The following is an 18,945-nucleotide window of genomic DNA, read 5'->3' on the forward strand; positions in this document are numbered from 1 at the left end:
CTTTCAGAGTTTATTCAGCGCTGACCTTGGCTGCGGCCCGGGCATGCCGCCCACGCTTGAGGGCAATCGGCGCCATTTTGCTGCGGTCCAGTTCGCCTTCCCACGCGGCCACCACCAACGCAGCCACGGCGTTGCCGATGATGTTGGTCAGGGATCGGCATTCCGCCATGAAGCGGTCAACGCCGAGGATCAGCACCATCGCCGCCACCGGCACAGTCGGCACCACCGCCAGGCTTGCCGCCAGTGCAACGAATCCCGCGCCAACCACCGCGCCGGCACCTTTGGACGTGAGCATCGCCACCGCCAGCAAGGTCAGTTGCTGCTCCAGCGTCAGGTCGATATTGGTCGCTTGAGCGAGGAACAACACGGCCAGGGTCATATAGATGTTGGTGCCGTCGAGGTTAAAGGTGTAGCCGGTCGGCACCACGATCCCCACCACACCTTTCGACGCGCCGAGGCTTTCCAGTTTCTGGATCAACTGCGGCAGCGCCGATTCCGAAGAGCTGGTGCCGAGCACGATCAACAGCTCAGCCTTGATGTACGCCAACAGTTTGAAAATGCTGAACCCGGCATAGCGAGCGATGCTGCCCAGCACGCAGGCAACGAAAATAAACGCGGTCAGATAGAAGGTGCCGATCAACTTCAGCAGCGGCAACAACGAGCCGAGGCCGTACTTGCCGATCGTGAAGGCAATCGCGCCGAAGGCGCCAATCGGCGCGACGCGGCTAATGATGCCGACGATGCGGAAAAACACCTCGCTGGCCTGATTGATGATGCCCACCAGCGGCCGACCCTTTTCACCGACCATGACCAGCGCAATCCCGAACAGCACCGAAACGAACAGTACCGGCAGGATTTCGCCCTGGGAGAACGCCTCGAAAAAAGTGGTCGGAATCACATGCAACAGAAACCCGGTCACGCCTTCGCCGTGTTGCGCCTGACCGACGAAACCGGCGATGGCTGTCGAATCGAGGGTCTTCACATCAATGTTGAAACCCGCGCCCGGATGCAGCGCATGGGCGGCGAGCAAGCCGATCAACAGCGCGACGCTGGACACCACTTCGAAATACAACAGCGCCTTGCCGCCGACCCGACCCACCTGTTTCACGTCGTGCATGCTGGTGATCCCGGAGACCACGGTGCAGAAGATGATCGGGCCGATGATCATCTTGATCAGCTTGATAAAACCGTCGCCCAACGGCTTGAGATCGATGCCGACCTGCGGCCAGTAATGCCCGATCACAATGCCCATCGCGATGGCGATAAGCACCTGCACATAGAGGGTTCCCAGCAGTTTTCTGATTGTCATTTTTATTATCTCGAGACGGTTTTTGGACATGACGATCCCGCGCAGGCCAGTGACGGCCCGCGGTGGGAGGTGGATTCAGGTCAGGTTGTTGCGGGTGTCAGCGCAGGGCTGTCAGTGCAGGAAAGGCAGGACCTCGGCGAGCAGCAGTTCGGGGGCTTCTTCGGCGATGTAATGGCCGGCTGGCAGGGCTTTGCCGCGCACGTCGGTGGCGACGAGTTGCCATTCCTTCAGTGGCTCGAAACAGCGGCCGACCGTGCCTTCGGCGCCCCATAGCACCAGCAGCGGCAAGTTCAGATGACGGCCGGCGTCGAGATCGGCGCGGTCGTGATCGAGGTCGATGCTCGCGCTGGCGCGGTAGTCCTCGCAGATGCCCCCGGCGGTGCCGGGCAGTTTCAAACAGCGCAGGTATTCGCTGAAGGCTTCGGCGGTGAACGGCTTGAGCCCGGCGCTACGGCTGCCCATCACGCTGCGCAGATACGCTTCGGGATCGGCTTCGATCAGGGTTTCCGGCAACGGCGCCGGGCGGATCAGGAAGAACCAGTGCCAATAGGCGCGGGCGAACGCTTCGTTGGTTTGCGCGTACATCGACAGGGTCGGCGCGATATCCAGCAGCACCATGCGCTGCACGGTCGCGGGATGGTCCAGCGCCAGGCGATGGGCGACCCGGGCGCCACGGTCGTGGGCCAGCACCGAGAATTGCTCGAAGCCCAGCGACTTCATCAGCTCGAAGCCGTCCTTGGCCATTTCCCGTTTCGAGTAGTGGGTGTGGTGATCGTTGGCCGGCGGTTTGGCGCTGTCGCCGTAGCCGCGCAGGTCGGCGGCGACCACGGTGAAGTGCTCGGCCAGTTGCTCGGCGATCTTGTGCCAGATGACGTGGGTTTGCGGGTGACCGTGCAACAGCAACAGGCCGGGGCCGGTGCCGCCGATGCGGTAGGCGATGTCCACGCCGTTGACGTGGCGCTGGTCTTTCAGGAATCCGGCGAACATGGGGAATGACTCCTTGTTGTAGTTGCCTGCATCCTGAAATTGTTCGGCGGTGACGGCAAGGCGCAAAGCGTGGGGCGGTTGTTCATGAAGTGTGTTGAGCCAGATCGTTCCCACGCTCCGCGATTAATCGTTCCCACGCTCTGCGTGGGAATGCAGCCCGGGACGCTCCGCGTCCCTCCAAAGCCGAACGCGGAGCGTCCGTGGAGGCATTCCCACGCAGAGCGTGGGAACGATCAGGGGGCTCAACCCTGTTGAAACATCTCCTTCGCCCGCTGCTCAATCTGCTCCTGGGTCAGATCCTCCTTGCGTGTCGCCAAAAACCACAAATGCCCATACGGATCCTTCAAGGTCCCCGAGCGGTCGCCATAAAACTGATCCTTGACCTCGGACACCACCGTGCCACCGGCATCAATCGCCTGTTTATAGGACTTGTCGACATCGGTCACATACAGGTGCAGCCCCACGGACGGTGACGTGTCCGGATTGCTCAATGGCCCTTGATCGCACGGCGTACCGAGCATGATCGGGCAATCGCCGATACGCAGTTCGGCATGGCCGATACCGCCGTCGGGCATGCTCAGGCGCATCACCTCGATAGCGTTGAAGGCTTTTTTGTAGAAGTCGATGGCTTCGGCGGCTTTCTGGATGCCGAGATACGGGGTGATGCTGTGATAGCCCTCTGGAATGGGTTTGACGCTCATAACGGTTCTCCCTTGTTGTTGTGAGTTGAAGGTGTTCCTTCGCCGGTTTCCGGTCGGATAACTATAGGTCAGCGCTACCGCCGATACCGAGTGCCCGACGAGCAGCAGCGCCACTGTTCAGTTATCAACAGCGAAGCAGCAGATTGCTCGGGTTTGCCACCTTTAACACCGTTTAACCCCCCGGAACGGCAGTTCATTCTGACCCGCTATAAAGGGCAGATTGCGCCGGGGTTCTAAATGATCGTTCCCACGCTCTGCGTGGGAACGCCTCAAGGGACGCTCCGCGTTCCAATGGGACGCGGAGCGTCCCGGGCTGCATTCCCACGCGGAGCGTGGGAACGATCATTACTCGAGGAGCTGCGCCCCCGTCCCACGCTCCCCCAACACATCGCCAAAATTACGCAACGGACACGCCTCCATCGACAAACACCCACAGCCGATGCAGCCATTGAGCCGATCCCGCAACGCCGTCAGCTGATGAATCCGCTGATCCAGATCCTTGCTCCACTGCGCCGACAACACCTGCCAGTCCGCCGCCGTCGGTGCGCGGTTGTCCGGCAAGGCTTGCAGCGCCTCGGCAATCTCTGCCAGCGGAATCCCCAGCCGCTGCGCGACCTTGATCAACGCTACCCGCCGCAACACTTCCCGCGGATAGCGGCGCTGGTTGCCCTGATTGCGATGGCTTTTGATCAAGCCTTTGGTTTCATAGAAGTGCAGGGCGGTCACGGCCACGCCGCTACGGGCGGCGACCTGGCCGACGGTGAGTTCCTTGTGCAGGTTTTCCGAGGTGACCATTTAGAAAAAGCCTCTTGACCTCTAGTTAACTAGAGGTTTTACCCTGCAGGCCTTCGGATCGCAAGATCCGGTTTTCAGGTGAGTGGGGACTATTCATGCAAACGTCAGCGAAAAACCGCAGTTTCACCCAACTGATCGAATTCGAGATCGAGCCTCATCAACAACCGGCGCTGGTGTCGGCGCTGTCGGCACAGACCGAGCGCCTGGCCCAGGATTTCAGTGGGTTCCTCAGCGCGAGCATCCAGGCCAGCGACGATGGCCGGCGAGTGCTGAATTACCTGCAATGGCAATCCCGCGAGGCCGGGGAAGCCGCGTTCCAGCGCTTTGAAAGCGGCGAGCAGGATTTCTGGCACCTGATCCGCGCCCATCAGGCGAAGACCGTGACCTTCGGTTCATTTCAGGTGCTGCACAGCCTGGAGCGCAGTCACGATGACGCGCTGCACTGCAATCTGGTGAGCTAACTAAATCGACAACTGCATCAAGCGCTCACCCTGCACGTTTTCCGTTGGCCGGCGCTTGTTCACCGCCAGTTCGCCGATCTTGATCAGGCGCGTGCGAGTCACGTTGCGGCTCAACCCCAGCAATGCGGCGGTGTGCACCTGGTTGTAATGACTGAAGCGATACGCCGCGCGCAACAAAGCGTCTTCGACCTTTTCGTGCAGCGCCCCGGCCTGTTCCTCAAAGAGCTTTTGAAAGGCCCGATCAAGCAACGCTTCCGGTGAATCGTCGACCGTGCCGTGGTGATCGTCCTGCCGCTCGATGCGCATGTTCGACAGGCGCAGGTCGTCCCGTTCGATCACGCCGTTACGGCAAATCAGCAAGGTGTGGTGAATGACGTTTTCCAGCTCGCGGATATTGCCCGGCCAACTGTAGCTGCGCAGTTTCAGCTCGGCTTCTTTGCTGATGGTGACCGTGCCATAGCCGAGGCGCTGGCTGTAGGCTTCGACGAAATGGCGGGTCAGCGGCAGGATGTCGCCGGGGCGGTCGCGCAGCGGACTCAATTCCAGACTGACCACGTCGAGTCGGTAATACAGATCCTCGCGGAAATGCCCGGCGTTGATGGCTTTTTCCAGTTGCACGTTGGTCGCCGCCAGCACCCGCACGTCGATGGGAATGCTCTTGCGCGAACCCAGTCGCACCACTTCGCGCTCCTGCAACACCCGCAGCAACTTGACCTGGATCGCCATCGGCAAATCGCCGATTTCATCGAGGAACAAAGTGCCGCCATCGGCCTCCTCGAACCACCCGGCCTTGGCACTCAACGCCCCAGTGAACGCGCCTTTTTCGTGGCCGAACAATTCGGCTTCCACCAGGGATTCGGAGAACGCGCCGCAGTTCACCGCCACGAACGGCCGGTTGCGCCGGGCGCTGAGGTTGTGGATATGCCGCGCTACCAGCTCTTTGCCGGTGCCGGTTTCACCGATGATCAGCACGCTGGCTTCACTCGGCGCGACCTGTTGCAAATGCGCGAGCAAGGCCTGGGATTTCGGGTCTTCGAACACCTGCGCGGTGGCACGGATCGACGTGGCCAGGGCGGGCGAGGGCGGTAGGGTCAGCAGTTGCATGGCAGGCTCCATGAAGAGAAGGTCAGGAATAGAAAGTCGGAATCGGCAGGGACTGGTTCAACGCCCAATCACCCAGTTCATGGAGTTTGTAATCCACCGGGTCGTGCAGGGTTTGCGTGCGCAGGTTGCGCCAGTGCCGATCCAGGCGCAGCGAGGCATGGGTCGAGCGCGCGCCGGTCACTTCGAACAAACGGCTACACAGCTCCAGGCCATTGCGCGTGGCGGCGACCTTGGCCGTGGCGATGGCCGTTGCCAGATGCCCGCGTTCTTCGGCGCTGAGATTCGGGCCCTTGGCCCACGCCTTGTCGAGCAGGTCGGCGGCGCGTTCCACCAGCAAGCGGACGCCTTCGAGGGCGACCCAGAATTCGCCGTAATGGCTGAGCACATACGGGTCTTCGCGCACATCCTGGGCGCTGGATTTATGCCAGGGCCGGGTTTCGGTGAGGGTGTATTGCCGCGCTTCTTCAAAGGCACCTTCGGCGATACCGAGAAACATATGGGTGAAGGTCAACTGCGCAATCAATGGCCGCAGGCAGGCGAATGGTGTGCTCAACGGACCGGGATCGAGCAGCAGTTCCGACTCCTCGACCCGCACCCGTTCGAAGGTGGCGCTGCCGCTGTCGGTCTGGCGCTGGCCCATGTTGTTCCAGTCGTTGTGCAGGGTGATGCCGCTGCGACCGCTGGGGATCGCGGCGATCAACAGCTTGCCGCCGGCGTTTTCGTCGACCGCCGAGGCGATCAGCATTTGCGAATCGCTGGCGCCGGAGCAGAAACTTTTCTTGCCGGAAAACTCGCGCCAGCCGCCGAGGTTTTTCACCACGGTGCGGGTGTCCAGCGGGTTGAGGGCGTTGCCCCAGAACCAGTTCTTGCGCGCGGTTTGTTCGAACCACGGCTGCCATTGCTCGGGTTTGGCGAACAGGCGCACGGTGGCGAGCATCAGGTGATGGAAGCCGAAGACATGGGCAATCGAACTGTCGACCTTGGCGAACTCGCGCACGATGTTCAGGGTTTCACTCCAGCTGGCGCCGAGGCCGCCGTACTGGGTGGGAATGCTTAAGGCGAGCAATCCGCTGTGGCGCAGGGCATCGCGCTCGGCCTTGGGCGTACCGCCGCGTTCATCGCGCTCGACGGCAGTCAGGGCAAACTCGGCCGCCAATTGGCGGGCAGTGTGCAAGGGGGAGAGCAGGGCGCTTTGTGGTTTGGCCGTCACGCGGGGGTTCCTTCTTTCTGGTGACTGATCGTTAATGCCTCTAGGGACGCTCCGCGTCCAGTGATGCGGAGCGTCACGGGCTGCATTCCCACGCAGAGCGTGGGAACGATCAGGCGGTACGGATCAGGCCGTGGCTTTGGTGGGCAGCACGTCATTGGCAATCATTTCGCCAAACGGCCCGGTGAGGTTGGTCACGCCACGTCCGGCCAGGCTGGCGTACGGTTCCGGCAACAGCGGGAACACCAGTTCGGCAAAGCGATACGCTTCTTCAAGGTGCGGATAGCCCGAGAAGATAAAGCTCTCGATCCCCAGGTCCGCGTACTCCTTGATCCGCGCCGCCACTTGCTGCGGATCGCCCACCAGTGCGGTCCCGGCACCGCCGCGTACCAGGCCGACACCGGCCCAGAGGTTGGGGGCGATTTCCAGATTGTCGCGACGCCCGTCGTGCAGCGCAGCCATGCGCCGCTGGCCTTCGGAATCAAACCGCGAGAACGACTTCTGCGCAGCCGCGATGGTCTCGTCGCTGATGTGCTCGATCAGTTTGTCCGCGGCTTTCCACGCCTCTTCGGCCGTCTCGCGAACAATCACATGCAGGCGAATCCCGAACTTCACCGTGCGCCCGTTACGCGCGGCACGCTCTCGCACGTCGGCGAGTTTTTCCGCCACGGCAGCCGGTGGCTCGCCCCAGGTCAGGTACACGTCCACTTGCTCGGCGGCGAGTTCATGGGCCGCTTCGGAAGACCCACCGAAGTACAGCGGCGGATAGGGCTTCTGCACTGGCGGATACAACGCCTTGGCGTTCTGCACTTGCAAATGTTTGCCTTCGAAATCGACGGACTCGCCTTGCAGCACCCGGCGCCAGATTCGCAGGAATTCATCGGTCACTTCATAGCGTTCACTGTGATCGAGGAAGATCCCGTCACCCCGGTTTTCATCCGGGTCGCCGCCGGTCACTACGTTGATCAGCAAGCGGCCATTGGACAGACGATCCAGCGTCGCAGCCATGCGCGCCGAAACGGTCGGCGAGATGATCCCCGGACGAATCGCCACCAGGTATTTCAGGCGTTCGGTCAACGGCACCAGCGCCGAGGCGATCACCCACGAATCTTCGCAGGAGCGTCCGGTGGGAATCAGTACGCCGTGGTAGCCGAGGCTGTCCGCGGCCTGGGCCACTTGTTTCAGGTAGTTGAGCGTCACCGGACGGGCGCCCTGGGTGGTGCCCAGGTAATGGCCGTCGCCATGGGTCGGCAGAAACCAGAAAACATCCATGAAGAGATCCTTAAGCGATTTTCAGCAGATTTTTGGGGTGCACGCCGAACAACGGCGCCGCGCGTTCTGCAGCAAGACGAATGCGGGCCTTCAAGGGCTCACTGGTTATTTGGTAATTCGAGAAATCGGCTTCGGTGGCGTAGACGCCAATCGGCAAGGTCAGGGCCTGGAAGAAACTGAACAGCGGCCGCAGTTGGTGATCGAGCACCAGCGCATGACGTTCGCTGCCACCGGTGGCGGCGAGTAGCACGGGGGTGTTGATCAGCGCATTGAGATCGATCAGGTCGAACAGATGCTTGAGCAGGCCAGGGTAGGAACCGCGATAAACCGGCGCGGCGACGATCAACAGGTCGGCGCTTTCGATGGCCTGCAGCTCGGCTTCGACTTCGGCGCTCAATTCCTGGCGGGCGAGAGCGGCGCCTAATGGTCGGGCGATGTCGCCCAGTTCGATCAGCTTGCTCTCGATCGGCAACTGTTCACCGAGTTCAGCCAACAGCGCTTGGGTCAGCACCAAGGTGCGGGACGGACGCCAGGTACCGCCGGAGAGGGCAACGACTTTCAATGGACGCGACATGATCAGTTCCTTTTTAAACAGTTGCTCAGGGAGCAGTGAAGAGTCACTGGGCTTGAGCAAGACCTGTACCAATCCGTCGAAGCCCCGTTTTCCGGGCCTTGCAGCGCCGTGATTGACGCAAACTGTGCGATTGGCGGGGCTGTTTGTTGAATGACTGTTGTCTGGCAAACAGTTGCGTGGGCAACAGCGGTTGAAGCGATGCCGTTGTTATAAAGGCTTGCTGTTATTCCGTAAAAGATCATTAAAAGATATTTATAGATCTTTAATGAATATGCGAGCAGTGATGTTTTGATCCTGATACCCACTATCGAGAGCGTTGATTTCTGCCAGACCCAGGCCGGGCGTAGCCTTCACCCATCGCCAAACAAGATAGTCAGGACACTCCCCATGAAACGTTTACTCGCTGTTTCCCTGCTGCTCGCCGTCTCCGTCCTCGCCGGATGTGCCAGCCATGTTTCACCGGAACTGCGGCCCTACACCGCTGAAGAAACCAAAGAGCTGGCGCTCGAAACCCTGAATCGTCGCGGCTTGTCCTTCGATGAATACCAGGCGAAAAAAGCCGAGTTGCTCGGCCAGCCTCAGAAAGTTTTCGGTTACGACAACCAAGGTGAAATGAGCGCCGAACGTGCCGTACACCTGCACGGTCGTCCAAGCTAAGCTGCGACTGTACTGCTCGAACTTTTCCGCAACTGTCCGTGGGTTTCCCGGTAGGCGTGCGATAGGGTCAATACCTGACTGACCCTGACGGACTGCCACCGATGACGCTCTCGTTCGATCTGCTGCTGGGCTTCGCCCTGTTTGCCCTTGTGACCTCCATCACCCCCGGCCCGAACAACACCATGTTGCTGGCATCGGGCGTGAACTTCGGCTTTAACCGCACCATCCCCCATATGCTTGGCATCACCTGCGGCTTCTTTGTCCTGGTGGTCGCGGTGGGTTTTGGCCTGGGCGCGGTGTTTAAAACCTATCCGTTGCTCTACACCGTCCTGCGTTACGTCGGCGCGGCTTATTTGCTGTACCTGGCGTGGAAAATCGCCCACTCCGGGCCGGTCTCCGAGAGCGAAAAGGGCGAGAGCAAACCGATCAGCTACCTCAGTGCCGCAGCATTTCAGTGGGTCAATCCCAAGGCCTGGATCATGGCCATCGGTGCCATCAGTACCTACACGCCGATGCAGGGTTATTTCACCAACGTGATTGTGATTGCTGCGGTTTTTGCCTTGATCAACTTGCCGAGCGTCGGTGTCTGGGCCGGTTGCGGCACTTTGTTGCGCAATGTGTTGAAGGATCGCCGCTGGTTGCGGATCTTCAACTGGGGCATGGCCTTGCTGCTGGTGGCTTCGCTGTATCCGTTGTTGATCGAAAGCTTTAGCTGACGCATTGCTTCAACCGGTTGCCCGATGCCTGTTAAGCTCGACTTCAGGAGCGTTCCTACGCACTTTGAAATGAAGTCGTATTTCTTTAACAGCATCCGATCAGGTATTGCTGGTGTCCTCACCCGGCGCACCTGATCCCGGAACACGCTCTGCGAGCCTTTTTATGAATAAACGTCCGTTGTATTTCGACTACGCCGCCACCACGCCGGTGGATGAGCGGGTCATCAAGGTCATGGTCGAGTGTCTGGGTTTCAACGGTAATTTCGGCAATCCGGCGTCCAGCTCCCATGCGTTTGGCCAACAGGCCCGGCAATCGGTCGAGCAGGCGCGCCAGCAAGTCGCCGAACTGGTGGGTGCCCAGGCGGATCAGATCGTCTGGACCTCCGGCGCTACCGAATCGAATAACCTGGCTTTAAAGGGCGTCGCCCAGGCCCGAGGCGTGTCCGGCGGCCACATCATCACCAGCCAGATCGAACACAAGGCCGTTCTCGACACCGCGAAACAATTGCAGGACGCCGGTGTGGCGGTGACCTATCTGGTGCCGGATGCCGAAGGCCTGATTACCCCGCAAGCAGTCAGCGAAGCCATGCGCGAGGACACCTTTCTGGTGTCGCTGATGCTGGTCAATAACGAATTGGGTACGGTCAACGACATCCCGGCGATCGGCCAGGTGGTGCGTAATCGTGACGCGTTGTTTCACGTCGACGCCGCTCAGGGCGCGGGCAAAGTCATGATCGATCTGGCCGAATGGCCGGTGGATCTGATGTCGTTTTCCGCGCACAAGATCTACGGGCCCAAAGGCATCGGCGCGCTGTATGTCGGCCCGCGGGCGCAACAGCGTTTGCAGGCGCAGATCCACGGGGGCGGTCACGAGGGCGGGTTACGCTCCGGCACCCTGGCTACTCACCAGATCGTGGCCATGGGCGAAGCGTTTGCGTTGGCGGCGACCTTGTTCGATGACGAGAAAGCCACCATCGTTCATCTGCGCGAGCGCTTGCTCGAACAGCTATTGAGCATTCCCGGCGTGCGCCTCAACGGCAGCACAGCCCAACGCATCCCTCACACTCTGAGCCTGACCTTCGGCGAAGGCGAGTTCAATGCCGCGACATTGGGCCAGTCGATCGCGTTTTCCGCGACGTCGGCCTGCAATTCCGCCAGCAATGCGCCTTCCCATGTGCTGCTAGCCTTGGGGCACGACGCCCGCTCGGCCGGCCGCACCATTCGCTTGAGCCTTGGTCGGTTCACCACCGAGCAGGATATCGACCAGGCGGTTCAGCTGATCAAAGCAGCCTGTGCCAGCGCCCCGGCGTTCTGGCAATAAGCCGTTAAAGCGCCGACTCAGATCGGCACTCAACAATAATGATGAAGTGGTTAGCAGGAGACATGATGAGTACGCAGCCTTTGACCAATGGATTGGTATCCCAGCGCTTGGCGCAAACCCGTGAGCTGATGAGCCGGGAGGGCATTCATGCCCTGTTGGTGCCGTCGGCCGACCCGCACCTGTCCGAATACCTGCCGGGTTACTGGCAAGGGCGGCAATGGCTGTCGGGCTTTCACGGCTCCGTCGGAACCCTGATCGTTACGCCGGATTTTGCCGGGGTCTGGGCTGACAGTCGTTACTGGGAACAAGCGAGCAAGGAGCTCAAAGGCAGCGGCATCGAATTGGTCAAGCTGCAACCGGGTCAACCGAGCCCGCTGGACTGGCTGGCCGAACAAACCCCTGAAGGTGGCGTCGTCGCTGTCGATGGTGCAGTGATGGCCGTGGCCTCGGCGCGCACGCTGGGGGGCAAGCTCGAAGAGCGCGGCGCTCGTCTGCGTACTGACATCGATCTGCTCAGCGAAGTCTGGAGCGATCGCCCAAGTTTGCCGAACGAACCGATCTATCAACACTTGCCGCCGCAAGCGACCGTGAGCCGCGGCGAGAAACTCGCCAAGTTGCGTGAGGTATTGCAAGAGCGCGGTGCCGACTGGCATTTCATCGCCACCCTTGATGACATCGCCTGGCTGTTCAACCTGCGCGGCGGCGATGTGTCGTTCAACCCGGTGTTTGTCTCCTTCGCCTTGATCAGCCAGCAGCAGGCGACTCTGTTTGTGGCGCTGAGCAAAGTCAGCGCCGAACTGCGCGCGATCCTCGAGCAGGACGGCGTGACCCTGCGCGATTACAGCGAAGTGGCCGATGCCTTGCGCGCCGTGCCGAGCGGCGCGAGCCTGCAGGTCGATCCGGCCCGCGTCACCGCCGGGTTGCTGGAAAACCTGAACAGCGGCGTGAAACTGCTGGAAGGCCTGAACCCGACCACCTTGGCCAAATCCCAGAAAAGCCTGGCCGACGCCGAACACATCCGCCAGGCCATGGAGCAGGACGGCGCGGCGCTGTGCGAATTCTTCGCCTGGCTGGAGTCGGCCTGGGGCCGCGAGCGCATCACCGAACTGACCATCGACGAACACCTGACCGCAGCGCGCATGCGACGCCCGGATTATGTGTCGCTGAGTTTCAACACCATTGCCGCGTTTAACGCCAATGGCGCGATGCCGCACTATCACGCCACCGAAGAAGAACACGCGGTGATCGAGGGTGATGGCCTATTGCTAATCGACTCGGGTGGCCAATATCTGGGCGGCACCACCGACATTACGCGGATGGTGCCGGTCGGTACGCCAACCGACGAGCAAAAACGCGATTGCACGCGAGTGCTCAAGGGCGTGATCGCTTTGTCCCGGGCGCAGTTTCCAAAAGGGATTTTGTCGCCGTTGCTGGACGCCATCGCTCGTGCGCCGATCTGGGCTGAAAACGTTGATTACGGTCACGGCACCGGGCATGGCGTCGGCTACTTCCTCAATGTTCACGAAGGCCCGCAAGTGATTGCCTATCAAGCCGCGGCCGCGCCACAAACCGCGATGCAGCCGGGGATGATCACCTCTATCGAGCCGGGGACTTATCGTCCGGGTCGTTGGGGTGTGCGGATCGAAAATTTGGTATTGAACCGCGAGGCGGGGACAAGCGAGTTCGGTGAATTCCTCAGATTCGAAACCCTGACCCTGTGCCCGATCGACACGCGTTGCCTGGAGCCGTCGCTGCTGACTGATGATGAGAAACAGTGGTTCAACGGTTATCACGCTGAAGTACGTCAGCGCTTGAGCCCGTTGCTCGACGGTGCTGCGCTGGAGTGGTTGAACACGCGGACTGCGGCTATCTGAACGGATTGAGTTCAGGCGCTCCAACGAGCGCCTGGCTCATGCGATTCAGCTCAGGGCTTCAACGACGAAGTCCAACCGGTCCTGGCCGAAGAACAGTTGATTATCGATAAACATGCTCGGCGCACCGAACACGCCGCGCTTCACCGCCTTCTCGGTATTGTCCTTGAGGGCGGCTTTGACTTCCTCGTCGGCAGTCAGAGCCAGCACCTCGTTCGGATCAAAACCATTCTGCATCAGTACGGCCGCGACGGTCGCTGGGTCATCGAGGCTGCGACCTTCGACCCACAGCGCCGTGAACAGACAATCAATAAATGCCTGGAAACGCTGCGGATGACGCAGTTGTATGCCCATGACGGCGCGCATCAGCATCAGCGTGTTGATCGGGAAATGTGGGTTGAATTTCAGCGGAACGCCATAGCGTTTGGCGTAACGGTCCAGATCCTGAAACATGTAGCGACCCTTGGCCGGGATGGTCGCGGGTGAGGCGTTGCCGGTGGCTTTGAAAACGCCGCCCAGCAGCATGGGAATGTAGATCAGCTGACTGTCGGTCTGTGCGCAGATCTTCGGCAGTTGGGTGTAGGCCAGGTAGGTGGCGGGGCTACCCAGGTCGAAATAGAACTCCACGGTTTTGCTCATGGTCGATGCGCTCTGCTTATTGTTGTTGTGGGGAAGGGCTTACCAGCGTTCGTTCCAGGGGCGCAGGTCGAGTTCGAACGTCCAGGCGTCCCTCGGCTGGCTGTGCAAATACCAGTAGTTTTCGGCGATGTGCTCGGGGTTGAGAATACCGTCCTGATCCTTGGTCGCGTACTTTTCCGGAAAGCTGTTGCGGATGAAGTCGGTGTCGATGGCGCCGTCGACCACGACATGGGCGACGTGGATGTTCATCGGTCCCAGTTCCCGGGCCATGCTTTGGGCCAGGGCGCGTATGCCGTGCTTGGCGCCAGCGAATGCGGCAAACCCCGCTGCGCCGCGCAGACCAGCGGTAGCGCCGGTGAAAAGGATCGTCCCTTGTTGGCGTTTCGCCATACGCTTGGCCACTTCCCGAGCGTTGAGGAATCCGGAGAAACAAGCCATTTCCCAGATCTTGAAATACTTGCGGGCGGTTTCTTCGAGAATGCTGCACGGCACATTGGCGCCGATATTGAAGACAAACGCTTCGATGGGGCCGATCTGGGTTTCGATCTGCTCGACCAGTGCAATCACATCCTCTTCCTTGCGCGCATCACAGGCGAAACCGTGAGCCTCGCCGCCGCTGGCCTTGATCGCATCCACCAGCGGCTGGAGTTTGTCGGCGCTGCGACGGGTGACGCAAGCAATGAAGCCTTCCTGGGCAAAACGTTTAGCGATAGCGCCGCCGGTAGCATCCCCGGCACCGACGACCAGTACGACCTTCTTGTTATTCATAGGTAGATTCCTTTGGTAAACGATCGTTAACTGAACGAACGTTATGCTACGATCCGGCTAACGTCAAGGCGATCAATCCTGAGGACAAGGCAATGCGCTACTCGCCCAATCACAAGCTGGAAACCAAAGAAAAACTGCTGGAAAGCAGTGCGGTGTCAGCCAAGAAGTCCGGATTTTCAACGGTCGGCGTCGACGGTTTGATGAAGGCGATCGGCTTGAGCGGCGGGGCGTTCTACAGTCATTTTTCGTCGAAGGATGAGCTGTTCGCCGCGATCGTCGAGCGAGAACTGTGCCAAAGCCTGGCCCGATTGGGCGGCAATGGTGAGCAGGATCACGCCAGGCTTGAACGCTGTCTCAAGCATTACCTGAGCATGGCCCATGTCGAACAGGCTGAGTCGGGGTGTGCATTGCCCGCGTTAGGGGCAGAGATTGCCCGTTCAGACTTGGTGGTCCGCCAGCAGGCAGAGCTCTGGATTTGTCGGCTTCAGGAAAGTTGGGCGCGGATTCTGGACAGCGACAGCCTGGCGTGGGCGATTCTGTCGCAATGCATCGGCGCGCTGGTCGTGGCGCGCATGTTGGCCACGGCGGATATCCAGCGAACTGTGCTGCAGTCCAGTCAAGACGAGATTGGCCGCCAGATTGCCGGGCGCCAGCAAGCTATTTGCAAATGACGATCATGCTGCGACTGGTGTAGCCGGCGGGGTTGAGGCCGAACGGATAATCACCGGGCTCTTCCACTGCATCCCCGGATTTGGCAATGACCTTGTAACCTTTTGGCGCACACGAATTGGCGGCGCTGGTGTAGCACTTGTCCCAAGAGGACGAGAGCCCTGAGCAGTTGATATGCAGCCCTTTCTTGCCGTGTTTGACCTGGGTTTTCGAAGTCGCCGCGCAGCCTGCAACTGCAAGAACGGCGATCAGTATCAAAATTCGTTTCATTACTGTCCTTAAGCGCCCGGATCTTGTGCCCGGGTCTGGCTGCGTTCGCTTTTACTTCCGCTTGACGCGCTCCGATGTCCCTATCTGAAAAGTCCATGTGTGGCACTGAATTGCGGGCCTAAACATGGCCTAATTGAGCGGCAAATACCAGAGCTTCGTCAAATCCGCTATCAATCTGCCGCGACCGCAGGTTTGGCGGCACTGCCCATGGTCATGGTTGCGCCGACGGAAGCCAGGATGATGCACAGGATGGCCATCCACTGTGACAAGGAAAGGTACTCATGGAGGAATAGCAGCCCCGAGAGCGCGCCGATCGCCGGTTCAATGCTCATCAGCGTGCCGAAGGTGCGCGCTGGCATCCGGGTCAGTGCGACCATCTCCAGGGTGTAGGGCAGGGCGGTGGAAAGAATGGCAACGCCAAGGGCTACGGGGATCAGTGATGGAGTCAGCAGGGCTGCGCCTGCGTGAACGATACCGATAGGCGCGACAAACAGCGCGGCGATCATGACGCCCAAGGCGGCGGTCGTTACACCATTGTCGGCACCAGCCTTCTGGCCAAACAGAATGTATAGCGCCCAGCAGACGCCGGCGCCGAGTGCATAGCCAGCGCCGACAAGATCGATTCCGGCCGATGTAGCGCCCGTCGGTATCAATAGCAGCAAACCCACCGCTGCGAGCGCGATCCATAGAAAGTCGATGGCGCGGCGTGAGGCGTAGATAGCGACGGCTAGTGGGCCGGTGAACTCAAGGGCTACGGCGATGCCGAGCGGGACGGTGCGCAACGACATATAGAAGAGGAAGTTCATGCCGCCCAGTGCCATGCCGTAAATGATGACGGTGCGCAGGGATTTTGCGGTGAGCTTGGCGCGCCATGGGCGCAGGATCAGTAGCATGATCACGCTGGCAAAGATCAGTCGCAGAGTGGTGGTCCCCTGAGCGCCAACAATGGGGAACATACTTTTGGCCAGGGAGGCACCGGACTGGATCGATGCCATGGCTATTAATAGCAGGCCCACCGAGAAGAGGGTCGAAGCAAGGCTGCGGGGCTGGTCATTCATTGCGAGGCATCGTCCAAGGTAGGAACAAAAGTATTGTTTTATGTGTTGGGCAATATACTGCGCATTCGTTGCGGTCGCGTCTATATATAGCAGTGATTTTCAACTGGCTGATAGAAAAGCTAAATCAGTGCTTGACGGCAGATTCTGGAAGTCTATAATTCGCCCCACTTCCGGCGCAGTCGAAACGGAAAACTCCTTGGTAAACAAAGAGTTACGCGGTTTTCGACAGCGAGTTGCTTCAGGTCATCGAAGCCCAGAAGGAGTTGGTTGAGCGGCGTTGTTTGGCTTGATTGACGGTTCGATCTTCTCGGTCGAAAGCGGAACAAAAGAGGTGTTGACAGCAGCGAGTAACGCTGTAGAATTCGCCTCCCGCTAACGAGAGATCGGAAGCGCAAGTGGTTGAAGTTGCAAAGGAAACTTTGAAAACTTCTGAAAATAACCGCTTGACAGTAACTGGCGCTGCTGTAGAATGCGCGCCTCGGTTGAGACGAAAGATCTTAACCCACCGCTCTTTAACAACTGAATCAAGCAATTCGTGTGGGTGCTTGTGGCGTCAGACTGATAGTCAACAAGATTATCAGCGTCACAAGTTACTCCGCGAGAAATCAAAGATGTAACCAACGATTGCTGAGCCAAGTTTAGGGTTTCTTAAAAACCCAAAGATGTTTGAACTGAAGAGTTTGATCATGGCTCAGATTGAACGCTGGCGGCAGGCCTAACACATGCAAGTCGAGCGGCAGCACGGGTACTTGTACTTGGTGGCGAGCGGCGGACGGGTGAGTAATGCCTAGGAATCTGCCTGGTAGTGGGGGATAACGCTCGGAAACGGACGCTAATACCGCATACGTCCTACGGGAGAAAGCAGGGGACCTTCGGGCCTTGCGCTATCAGATGAGCCTAGGTCGGATTAGCTAGTTGGTGAGGTAATGGCTCACCAAGGCGACGATCCGTAACTGGTCTGAGAGGATGATCAGTCACACTGGAACTGAGACACGGTCCAGACTCCTACGGGAGGCAGCAGTGGGGAATATTGGACAATGGGCGAAAGCCTGATCCAGCCATGCCGCGTGTGTGAAGAAGGTCTTCGGATTGTAAAGCACTTTAAGTTGGGAGGAAGGGCATTTACCTAATACGTAAGTGTTTTGACGTTACCGACAGAATAAGCACCGGCTAACTCTGTGCCAGCAGCCGCGGTAATACAGAGGGTGCAAGCGTTAATCGGAATTACTGGGCGTAAAGCGCGCGTAGGTGGTTCGTTAAGTTGGATGTGAAATCCCCGGGCTCAACCTGGGAACTGCATTCAAAACTGTCGAGCTAGAGTATGGTAGAGGGTGGTGGAATTTCCTGTGTAGCGGTGAAATGCGTAGATATAGGAAGGAACACCAGTGGCGAAGGCGACCACCTGGACTGATACTGACACTGAGGTGCGAAAGCGTGGGGAGCAAACAGGATTAGATACCCTGGTAGTCCACGCCGTAAACGATGTCAACTAGCCGTTGGGAGCCTTGAGCTCTTAGTGGCGCAGCTAACGCATTAAGTTGACCGCCTGGGGAGTACGGCCGCAAGGTTAAAACTCAAATGAATTGACGGGGGCCCGCACAAGCGGTGGAGCATGTGGTTTAATTCGAAGCAACGCGAAGAACCTTACCAGGCCTTGACATCCAATGAACTTTCCAGAGATGGATTGGTGCCTTCGGGAACATTGAGACAGGTGCTGCATGGCTGTCGTCAGCTCGTGTCGTGAGATGTTGGGTTAAGTCCCGTAACGAGCGCAACCCTTGTCCTTAGTTACCAGCACGTTATGGTGGGCACTCTAAGGAGACTGCCGGTGACAAACCGGAGGAAGGTGGGGATGACGTCAAGTCATCATGGCCCTTACGGCCTGGGCTACACACGTGCTACAATGGTCGGTACAGAGGGTTGCCAAGCCGCGAGGTGGAGCTAATCCCAGAAAACCGATCGTAGTCCGGATCGCAGTCTGCAACTCGACTGCGTGAAGTCGGAATCGCTAGTAATCGCGAATCAGAATGTCGCGGTGAATACGTTCCCGGGCCTTGTACACACCGCCCGTCACACCATGGGAGTGGGTTGCACCAGAAGTAGCTAGTCTAACCTTCGGGAGGACGGTTACCACGGTGTGATTCATGACTGGGGTGAAGTCGTAACAAGGTAGCCGTAGGGGAACCTGCGGCTGGATCACCTCCTTAATCGACGACATCAGCTGCTCCATAAGTTCCCACACGAATTGCTTGATTCATTGAAGAAGACGATAAAGAAGCAGCCTGTATCAGGTTGTAGCTTGGTTGGTTAGAGCGCACCCCGTGCTTTGTGGTAAAGAGCAGGGTGAGGTCGGCCTGAATAGCTCGAAATTGGGTCTGTAGCTCAGTTGGTTAGAGCGCACCCCTGATAAGGGTGAGGTCGGCAGTTCGAATCTGCCCAGACCCACCAATTTTGCTTGTGTGGGAAACGCCTGTAGAAATACGGGGCCATAGCTCAGCTGGGAGAGCGCCTGCCTTGCACGCAGGAGGTCAACGGTTCGATCCCGTTTGGCTCCACCACTACTGCT

18 protein-coding genes, 2 tRNA genes and 1 rRNA gene are annotated in these 18,945 nt (G+C 59.1%); 9 read left to right on the forward strand and 12 right to left on the reverse strand.

What is annotated here, in order from left to right:
• Window positions 1-10 precede the first annotated feature (10 nt).
• The 4 genes from dctA to soxR all read right to left on the reverse strand — a co-directional run bounded on the left by dctA (window position 11) and on the right by soxR (window position 3,792).
• Window positions 11-1,309, reverse strand: a complete 1,299-nt coding sequence (gene dctA, locus HKK53_RS30375) for a C4-dicarboxylate transporter DctA (RefSeq protein ID WP_169373800.1) — start codon at window positions 1,307-1,309, stop codon at window positions 11-13.
• Window positions 1,310-1,420: 111 nt separating this feature from the next.
• Window positions 1,421-2,296, reverse strand: a complete 876-nt coding sequence (locus HKK53_RS30380) for an alpha/beta fold hydrolase (RefSeq protein ID WP_169373801.1) — start codon at window positions 2,294-2,296, stop codon at window positions 1,421-1,423.
• 242 nt (window positions 2,297-2,538) lie between these two features.
• Window positions 2,539-2,997 carry a VOC family protein gene (locus tag HKK53_RS30385; protein ID WP_169373802.1) on the reverse strand — a complete coding sequence of 153 codons (459 nt, stop codon included), beginning with the start codon at window positions 2,995-2,997 and terminating at the stop codon, window positions 2,539-2,541.
• A 345-nt stretch (window positions 2,998-3,342) separates the two neighbouring features.
• Window positions 3,343-3,792, reverse strand: a complete 450-nt coding sequence (soxR, locus tag HKK53_RS30390) for a redox-sensitive transcriptional activator SoxR (protein WP_169373803.1) — start codon at window positions 3,790-3,792, stop codon at window positions 3,343-3,345.
• 95 nt (window positions 3,793-3,887) lie between these two features.
• Between soxR and HKK53_RS30395 the strand changes: the two genes are divergently transcribed.
• Window positions 3,888-4,253, forward strand: a complete 366-nt coding sequence (locus tag HKK53_RS30395) for an antibiotic biosynthesis monooxygenase (RefSeq protein WP_169373804.1) — start codon at window positions 3,888-3,890, stop codon at window positions 4,251-4,253.
• On the opposite strand, the gene HKK53_RS30400 is transcribed toward HKK53_RS30395, so the two are convergent.
• From HKK53_RS30400 to msuE, 4 genes are all read right to left on the reverse strand, one after another.
• Window positions 4,254-5,357, reverse strand: a complete 1,104-nt coding sequence (locus tag HKK53_RS30400) for a sigma-54 interaction domain-containing protein (protein ID WP_133840632.1) — start codon at window positions 5,355-5,357, stop codon at window positions 4,254-4,256.
• Window positions 5,358-5,379: 22 nt separating this feature from the next.
• A complete protein-coding gene (locus HKK53_RS30405) occupies window positions 5,380-6,567 on the reverse strand; it encodes an acyl-CoA dehydrogenase family protein (protein WP_169373805.1) in 1,188 nt (395 codons plus the stop codon).
• A 123-nt stretch (window positions 6,568-6,690) separates the two neighbouring features.
• Complete coding sequence (gene ssuD, locus HKK53_RS30410; RefSeq protein WP_169373806.1) at window positions 6,691-7,836, reverse strand: FMNH2-dependent alkanesulfonate monooxygenase; 1,146 nt, start codon at window positions 7,834-7,836, stop codon at window positions 6,691-6,693.
• Window positions 7,837-7,846: 10 nt separating this feature from the next.
• The gene (gene msuE, locus HKK53_RS30415) at window positions 7,847-8,410 is read right to left on the reverse strand and encodes an FMN reductase (RefSeq protein ID WP_169373807.1); all 564 of its coding nucleotides are present in this window, start codon (window positions 8,408-8,410) and stop codon (window positions 7,847-7,849) included.
• A 387-nt stretch (window positions 8,411-8,797) separates the two neighbouring features.
• Here msuE and HKK53_RS30420 point away from each other — a divergent pair, with 387 nt between their 5' ends.
• The 4 genes from HKK53_RS30420 to HKK53_RS30435 all read left to right on the forward strand — a co-directional run bounded on the left by HKK53_RS30420 (window position 8,798) and on the right by HKK53_RS30435 (window position 12,978).
• Complete coding sequence (locus HKK53_RS30420) at window positions 8,798-9,067, forward strand: hypothetical protein (RefSeq protein ID WP_169373808.1); 270 nt, start codon at window positions 8,798-8,800, stop codon at window positions 9,065-9,067.
• Window positions 9,068-9,168: 101 nt separating this feature from the next.
• Window positions 9,169-9,783 (forward strand): LysE family translocator, encoded by a 615-nt coding sequence (locus HKK53_RS30425; protein WP_169373809.1) that lies wholly within the window; start codon window positions 9,169-9,171, stop codon window positions 9,781-9,783.
• 163 nt (window positions 9,784-9,946) lie between these two features.
• Window positions 9,947-11,104 (forward strand): aminotransferase class V-fold PLP-dependent enzyme, encoded by a 1,158-nt coding sequence (locus HKK53_RS30430; RefSeq protein WP_169373810.1) that lies wholly within the window; start codon window positions 9,947-9,949, stop codon window positions 11,102-11,104.
• A 65-nt stretch (window positions 11,105-11,169) separates the two neighbouring features.
• Window positions 11,170-12,978 carry an aminopeptidase P family protein gene (locus HKK53_RS30435; RefSeq protein WP_169373811.1) on the forward strand — a complete coding sequence of 603 codons (1,809 nt, stop codon included), beginning with the start codon at window positions 11,170-11,172 and terminating at the stop codon, window positions 12,976-12,978.
• Window positions 12,979-13,023: 45 nt separating this feature from the next.
• Here the strand turns inward: HKK53_RS30435 and HKK53_RS30440 are convergent, their stop codons facing one another.
• On the reverse strand, window positions 13,024-13,614 hold the full coding sequence (locus tag HKK53_RS30440) for a 2-hydroxychromene-2-carboxylate isomerase (protein ID WP_169373812.1): 591 nt from the start codon (window positions 13,612-13,614) through the stop codon (window positions 13,024-13,026).
• Window positions 13,615-13,653: 39 nt separating this feature from the next.
• Complete coding sequence (locus tag HKK53_RS30445; protein WP_169373813.1) at window positions 13,654-14,382, reverse strand: SDR family oxidoreductase; 729 nt, start codon at window positions 14,380-14,382, stop codon at window positions 13,654-13,656.
• Window positions 14,383-14,474: 92 nt separating this feature from the next.
• Here HKK53_RS30445 and HKK53_RS30450 point away from each other — a divergent pair, with 92 nt between their 5' ends.
• A complete protein-coding gene (locus HKK53_RS30450) occupies window positions 14,475-15,053 on the forward strand; it encodes a TetR/AcrR family transcriptional regulator (protein WP_169373814.1) in 579 nt (192 codons plus the stop codon).
• Here HKK53_RS30450 and HKK53_RS30455 read toward each other — a convergent pair.
• A complete protein-coding gene (locus tag HKK53_RS30455; RefSeq protein ID WP_041069802.1) occupies window positions 15,040-15,321 on the reverse strand; it encodes a hypothetical protein in 282 nt (93 codons plus the stop codon). The two genes, HKK53_RS30450 and HKK53_RS30455, sit on opposite strands and share 14 nt — an antisense overlap.
• Window positions 15,322-15,491: 170 nt before the next feature.
• Window positions 15,492-16,379: a threonine/homoserine exporter RhtA gene (gene rhtA / locus HKK53_RS30460; RefSeq protein ID WP_169373815.1), complete on the reverse strand. Its 888-nt coding sequence runs from the start codon at window positions 16,377-16,379 to the stop codon at window positions 15,492-15,494.
• 668 nt (window positions 16,380-17,047) lie between these two features.
• On the opposite strand from rhtA, the gene HKK53_RS30465 reads away from it, so the two are divergent.
• From HKK53_RS30465 to HKK53_RS30475, 3 genes are all read left to right on the forward strand, one after another.
• A 16S ribosomal RNA gene (locus HKK53_RS30465) occupies window positions 17,048-18,586 on the forward strand.
• Between the two features lie 164 nt (window positions 18,587-18,750).
• A tRNA-Ile gene (locus HKK53_RS30470) sits at window positions 18,751-18,827 on the forward strand.
• A gap of 34 nt (window positions 18,828-18,861) precedes the next feature.
• Window positions 18,862-18,937, forward strand: a tRNA-Ala gene (locus HKK53_RS30475).
• Window positions 18,938-18,945: the final 8 nt, after the last annotated feature.

The organism is Pseudomonas sp. ADAK7 (assembly GCF_012935675.1).
GTDB lineage: Bacteria > Pseudomonadota > Gammaproteobacteria > Pseudomonadales > Pseudomonadaceae > Aquipseudomonas.

Excerpts from the sequence above, each read along its gene's own strand:
- dctA (WP_169373800.1), bottom strand. The coding sequence starts at position 1,309 with ATGACAATCAGAAAACTGCTGGGAACCCTCTATGTGCAGGTGCTTATC.
- HKK53_RS30380 (WP_169373801.1), bottom strand. The coding sequence starts at position 2,296 with ATGTTCGCCGGATTCCTGAAAGACCAGCGCCACGTCAACGGCGTGGAC.
- HKK53_RS30385 (WP_169373802.1), bottom strand. The coding sequence starts at position 2,997 with ATGAGCGTCAAACCCATTCCAGAGGGCTATCACAGCATCACCCCGTAT.
- soxR (WP_169373803.1), bottom strand. The coding sequence starts at position 3,792 with ATGGTCACCTCGGAAAACCTGCACAAGGAACTCACCGTCGGCCAGGTC.
- HKK53_RS30395 (WP_169373804.1), top strand. The coding sequence starts at position 3,888 with ATGCAAACGTCAGCGAAAAACCGCAGTTTCACCCAACTGATCGAATTC.
- HKK53_RS30400 (WP_133840632.1), bottom strand. The coding sequence starts at position 5,357 with ATGCAACTGCTGACCCTACCGCCCTCGCCCGCCCTGGCCACGTCGATC.
- ssuD (WP_169373806.1), bottom strand. The coding sequence starts at position 7,836 with ATGGATGTTTTCTGGTTTCTGCCGACCCATGGCGACGGCCATTACCTG.
- msuE (WP_169373807.1), bottom strand. The coding sequence starts at position 8,410 with ATGTCGCGTCCATTGAAAGTCGTTGCCCTCTCCGGCGGTACCTGGCGT.
- HKK53_RS30420 (WP_169373808.1), top strand. The coding sequence starts at position 8,798 with ATGAAACGTTTACTCGCTGTTTCCCTGCTGCTCGCCGTCTCCGTCCTC.
- HKK53_RS30425 (WP_169373809.1), top strand. The coding sequence starts at position 9,169 with ATGACGCTCTCGTTCGATCTGCTGCTGGGCTTCGCCCTGTTTGCCCTT.
- HKK53_RS30430 (WP_169373810.1), top strand. The coding sequence starts at position 9,947 with ATGAATAAACGTCCGTTGTATTTCGACTACGCCGCCACCACGCCGGTG.
- HKK53_RS30435 (WP_169373811.1), top strand. The coding sequence starts at position 11,170 with ATGAGTACGCAGCCTTTGACCAATGGATTGGTATCCCAGCGCTTGGCG.
- HKK53_RS30440 (WP_169373812.1), bottom strand. The coding sequence starts at position 13,614 with ATGAGCAAAACCGTGGAGTTCTATTTCGACCTGGGTAGCCCCGCCACC.
- HKK53_RS30445 (WP_169373813.1), bottom strand. The coding sequence starts at position 14,382 with ATGAATAACAAGAAGGTCGTACTGGTCGTCGGTGCCGGGGATGCTACC.
- HKK53_RS30450 (WP_169373814.1), top strand. The coding sequence starts at position 14,475 with ATGCGCTACTCGCCCAATCACAAGCTGGAAACCAAAGAAAAACTGCTG.
- HKK53_RS30455 (WP_041069802.1), bottom strand. The coding sequence starts at position 15,321 with ATGAAACGAATTTTGATACTGATCGCCGTTCTTGCAGTTGCAGGCTGC.
- rhtA (WP_169373815.1), bottom strand. The coding sequence starts at position 16,379 with ATGAATGACCAGCCCCGCAGCCTTGCTTCGACCCTCTTCTCGGTGGGC.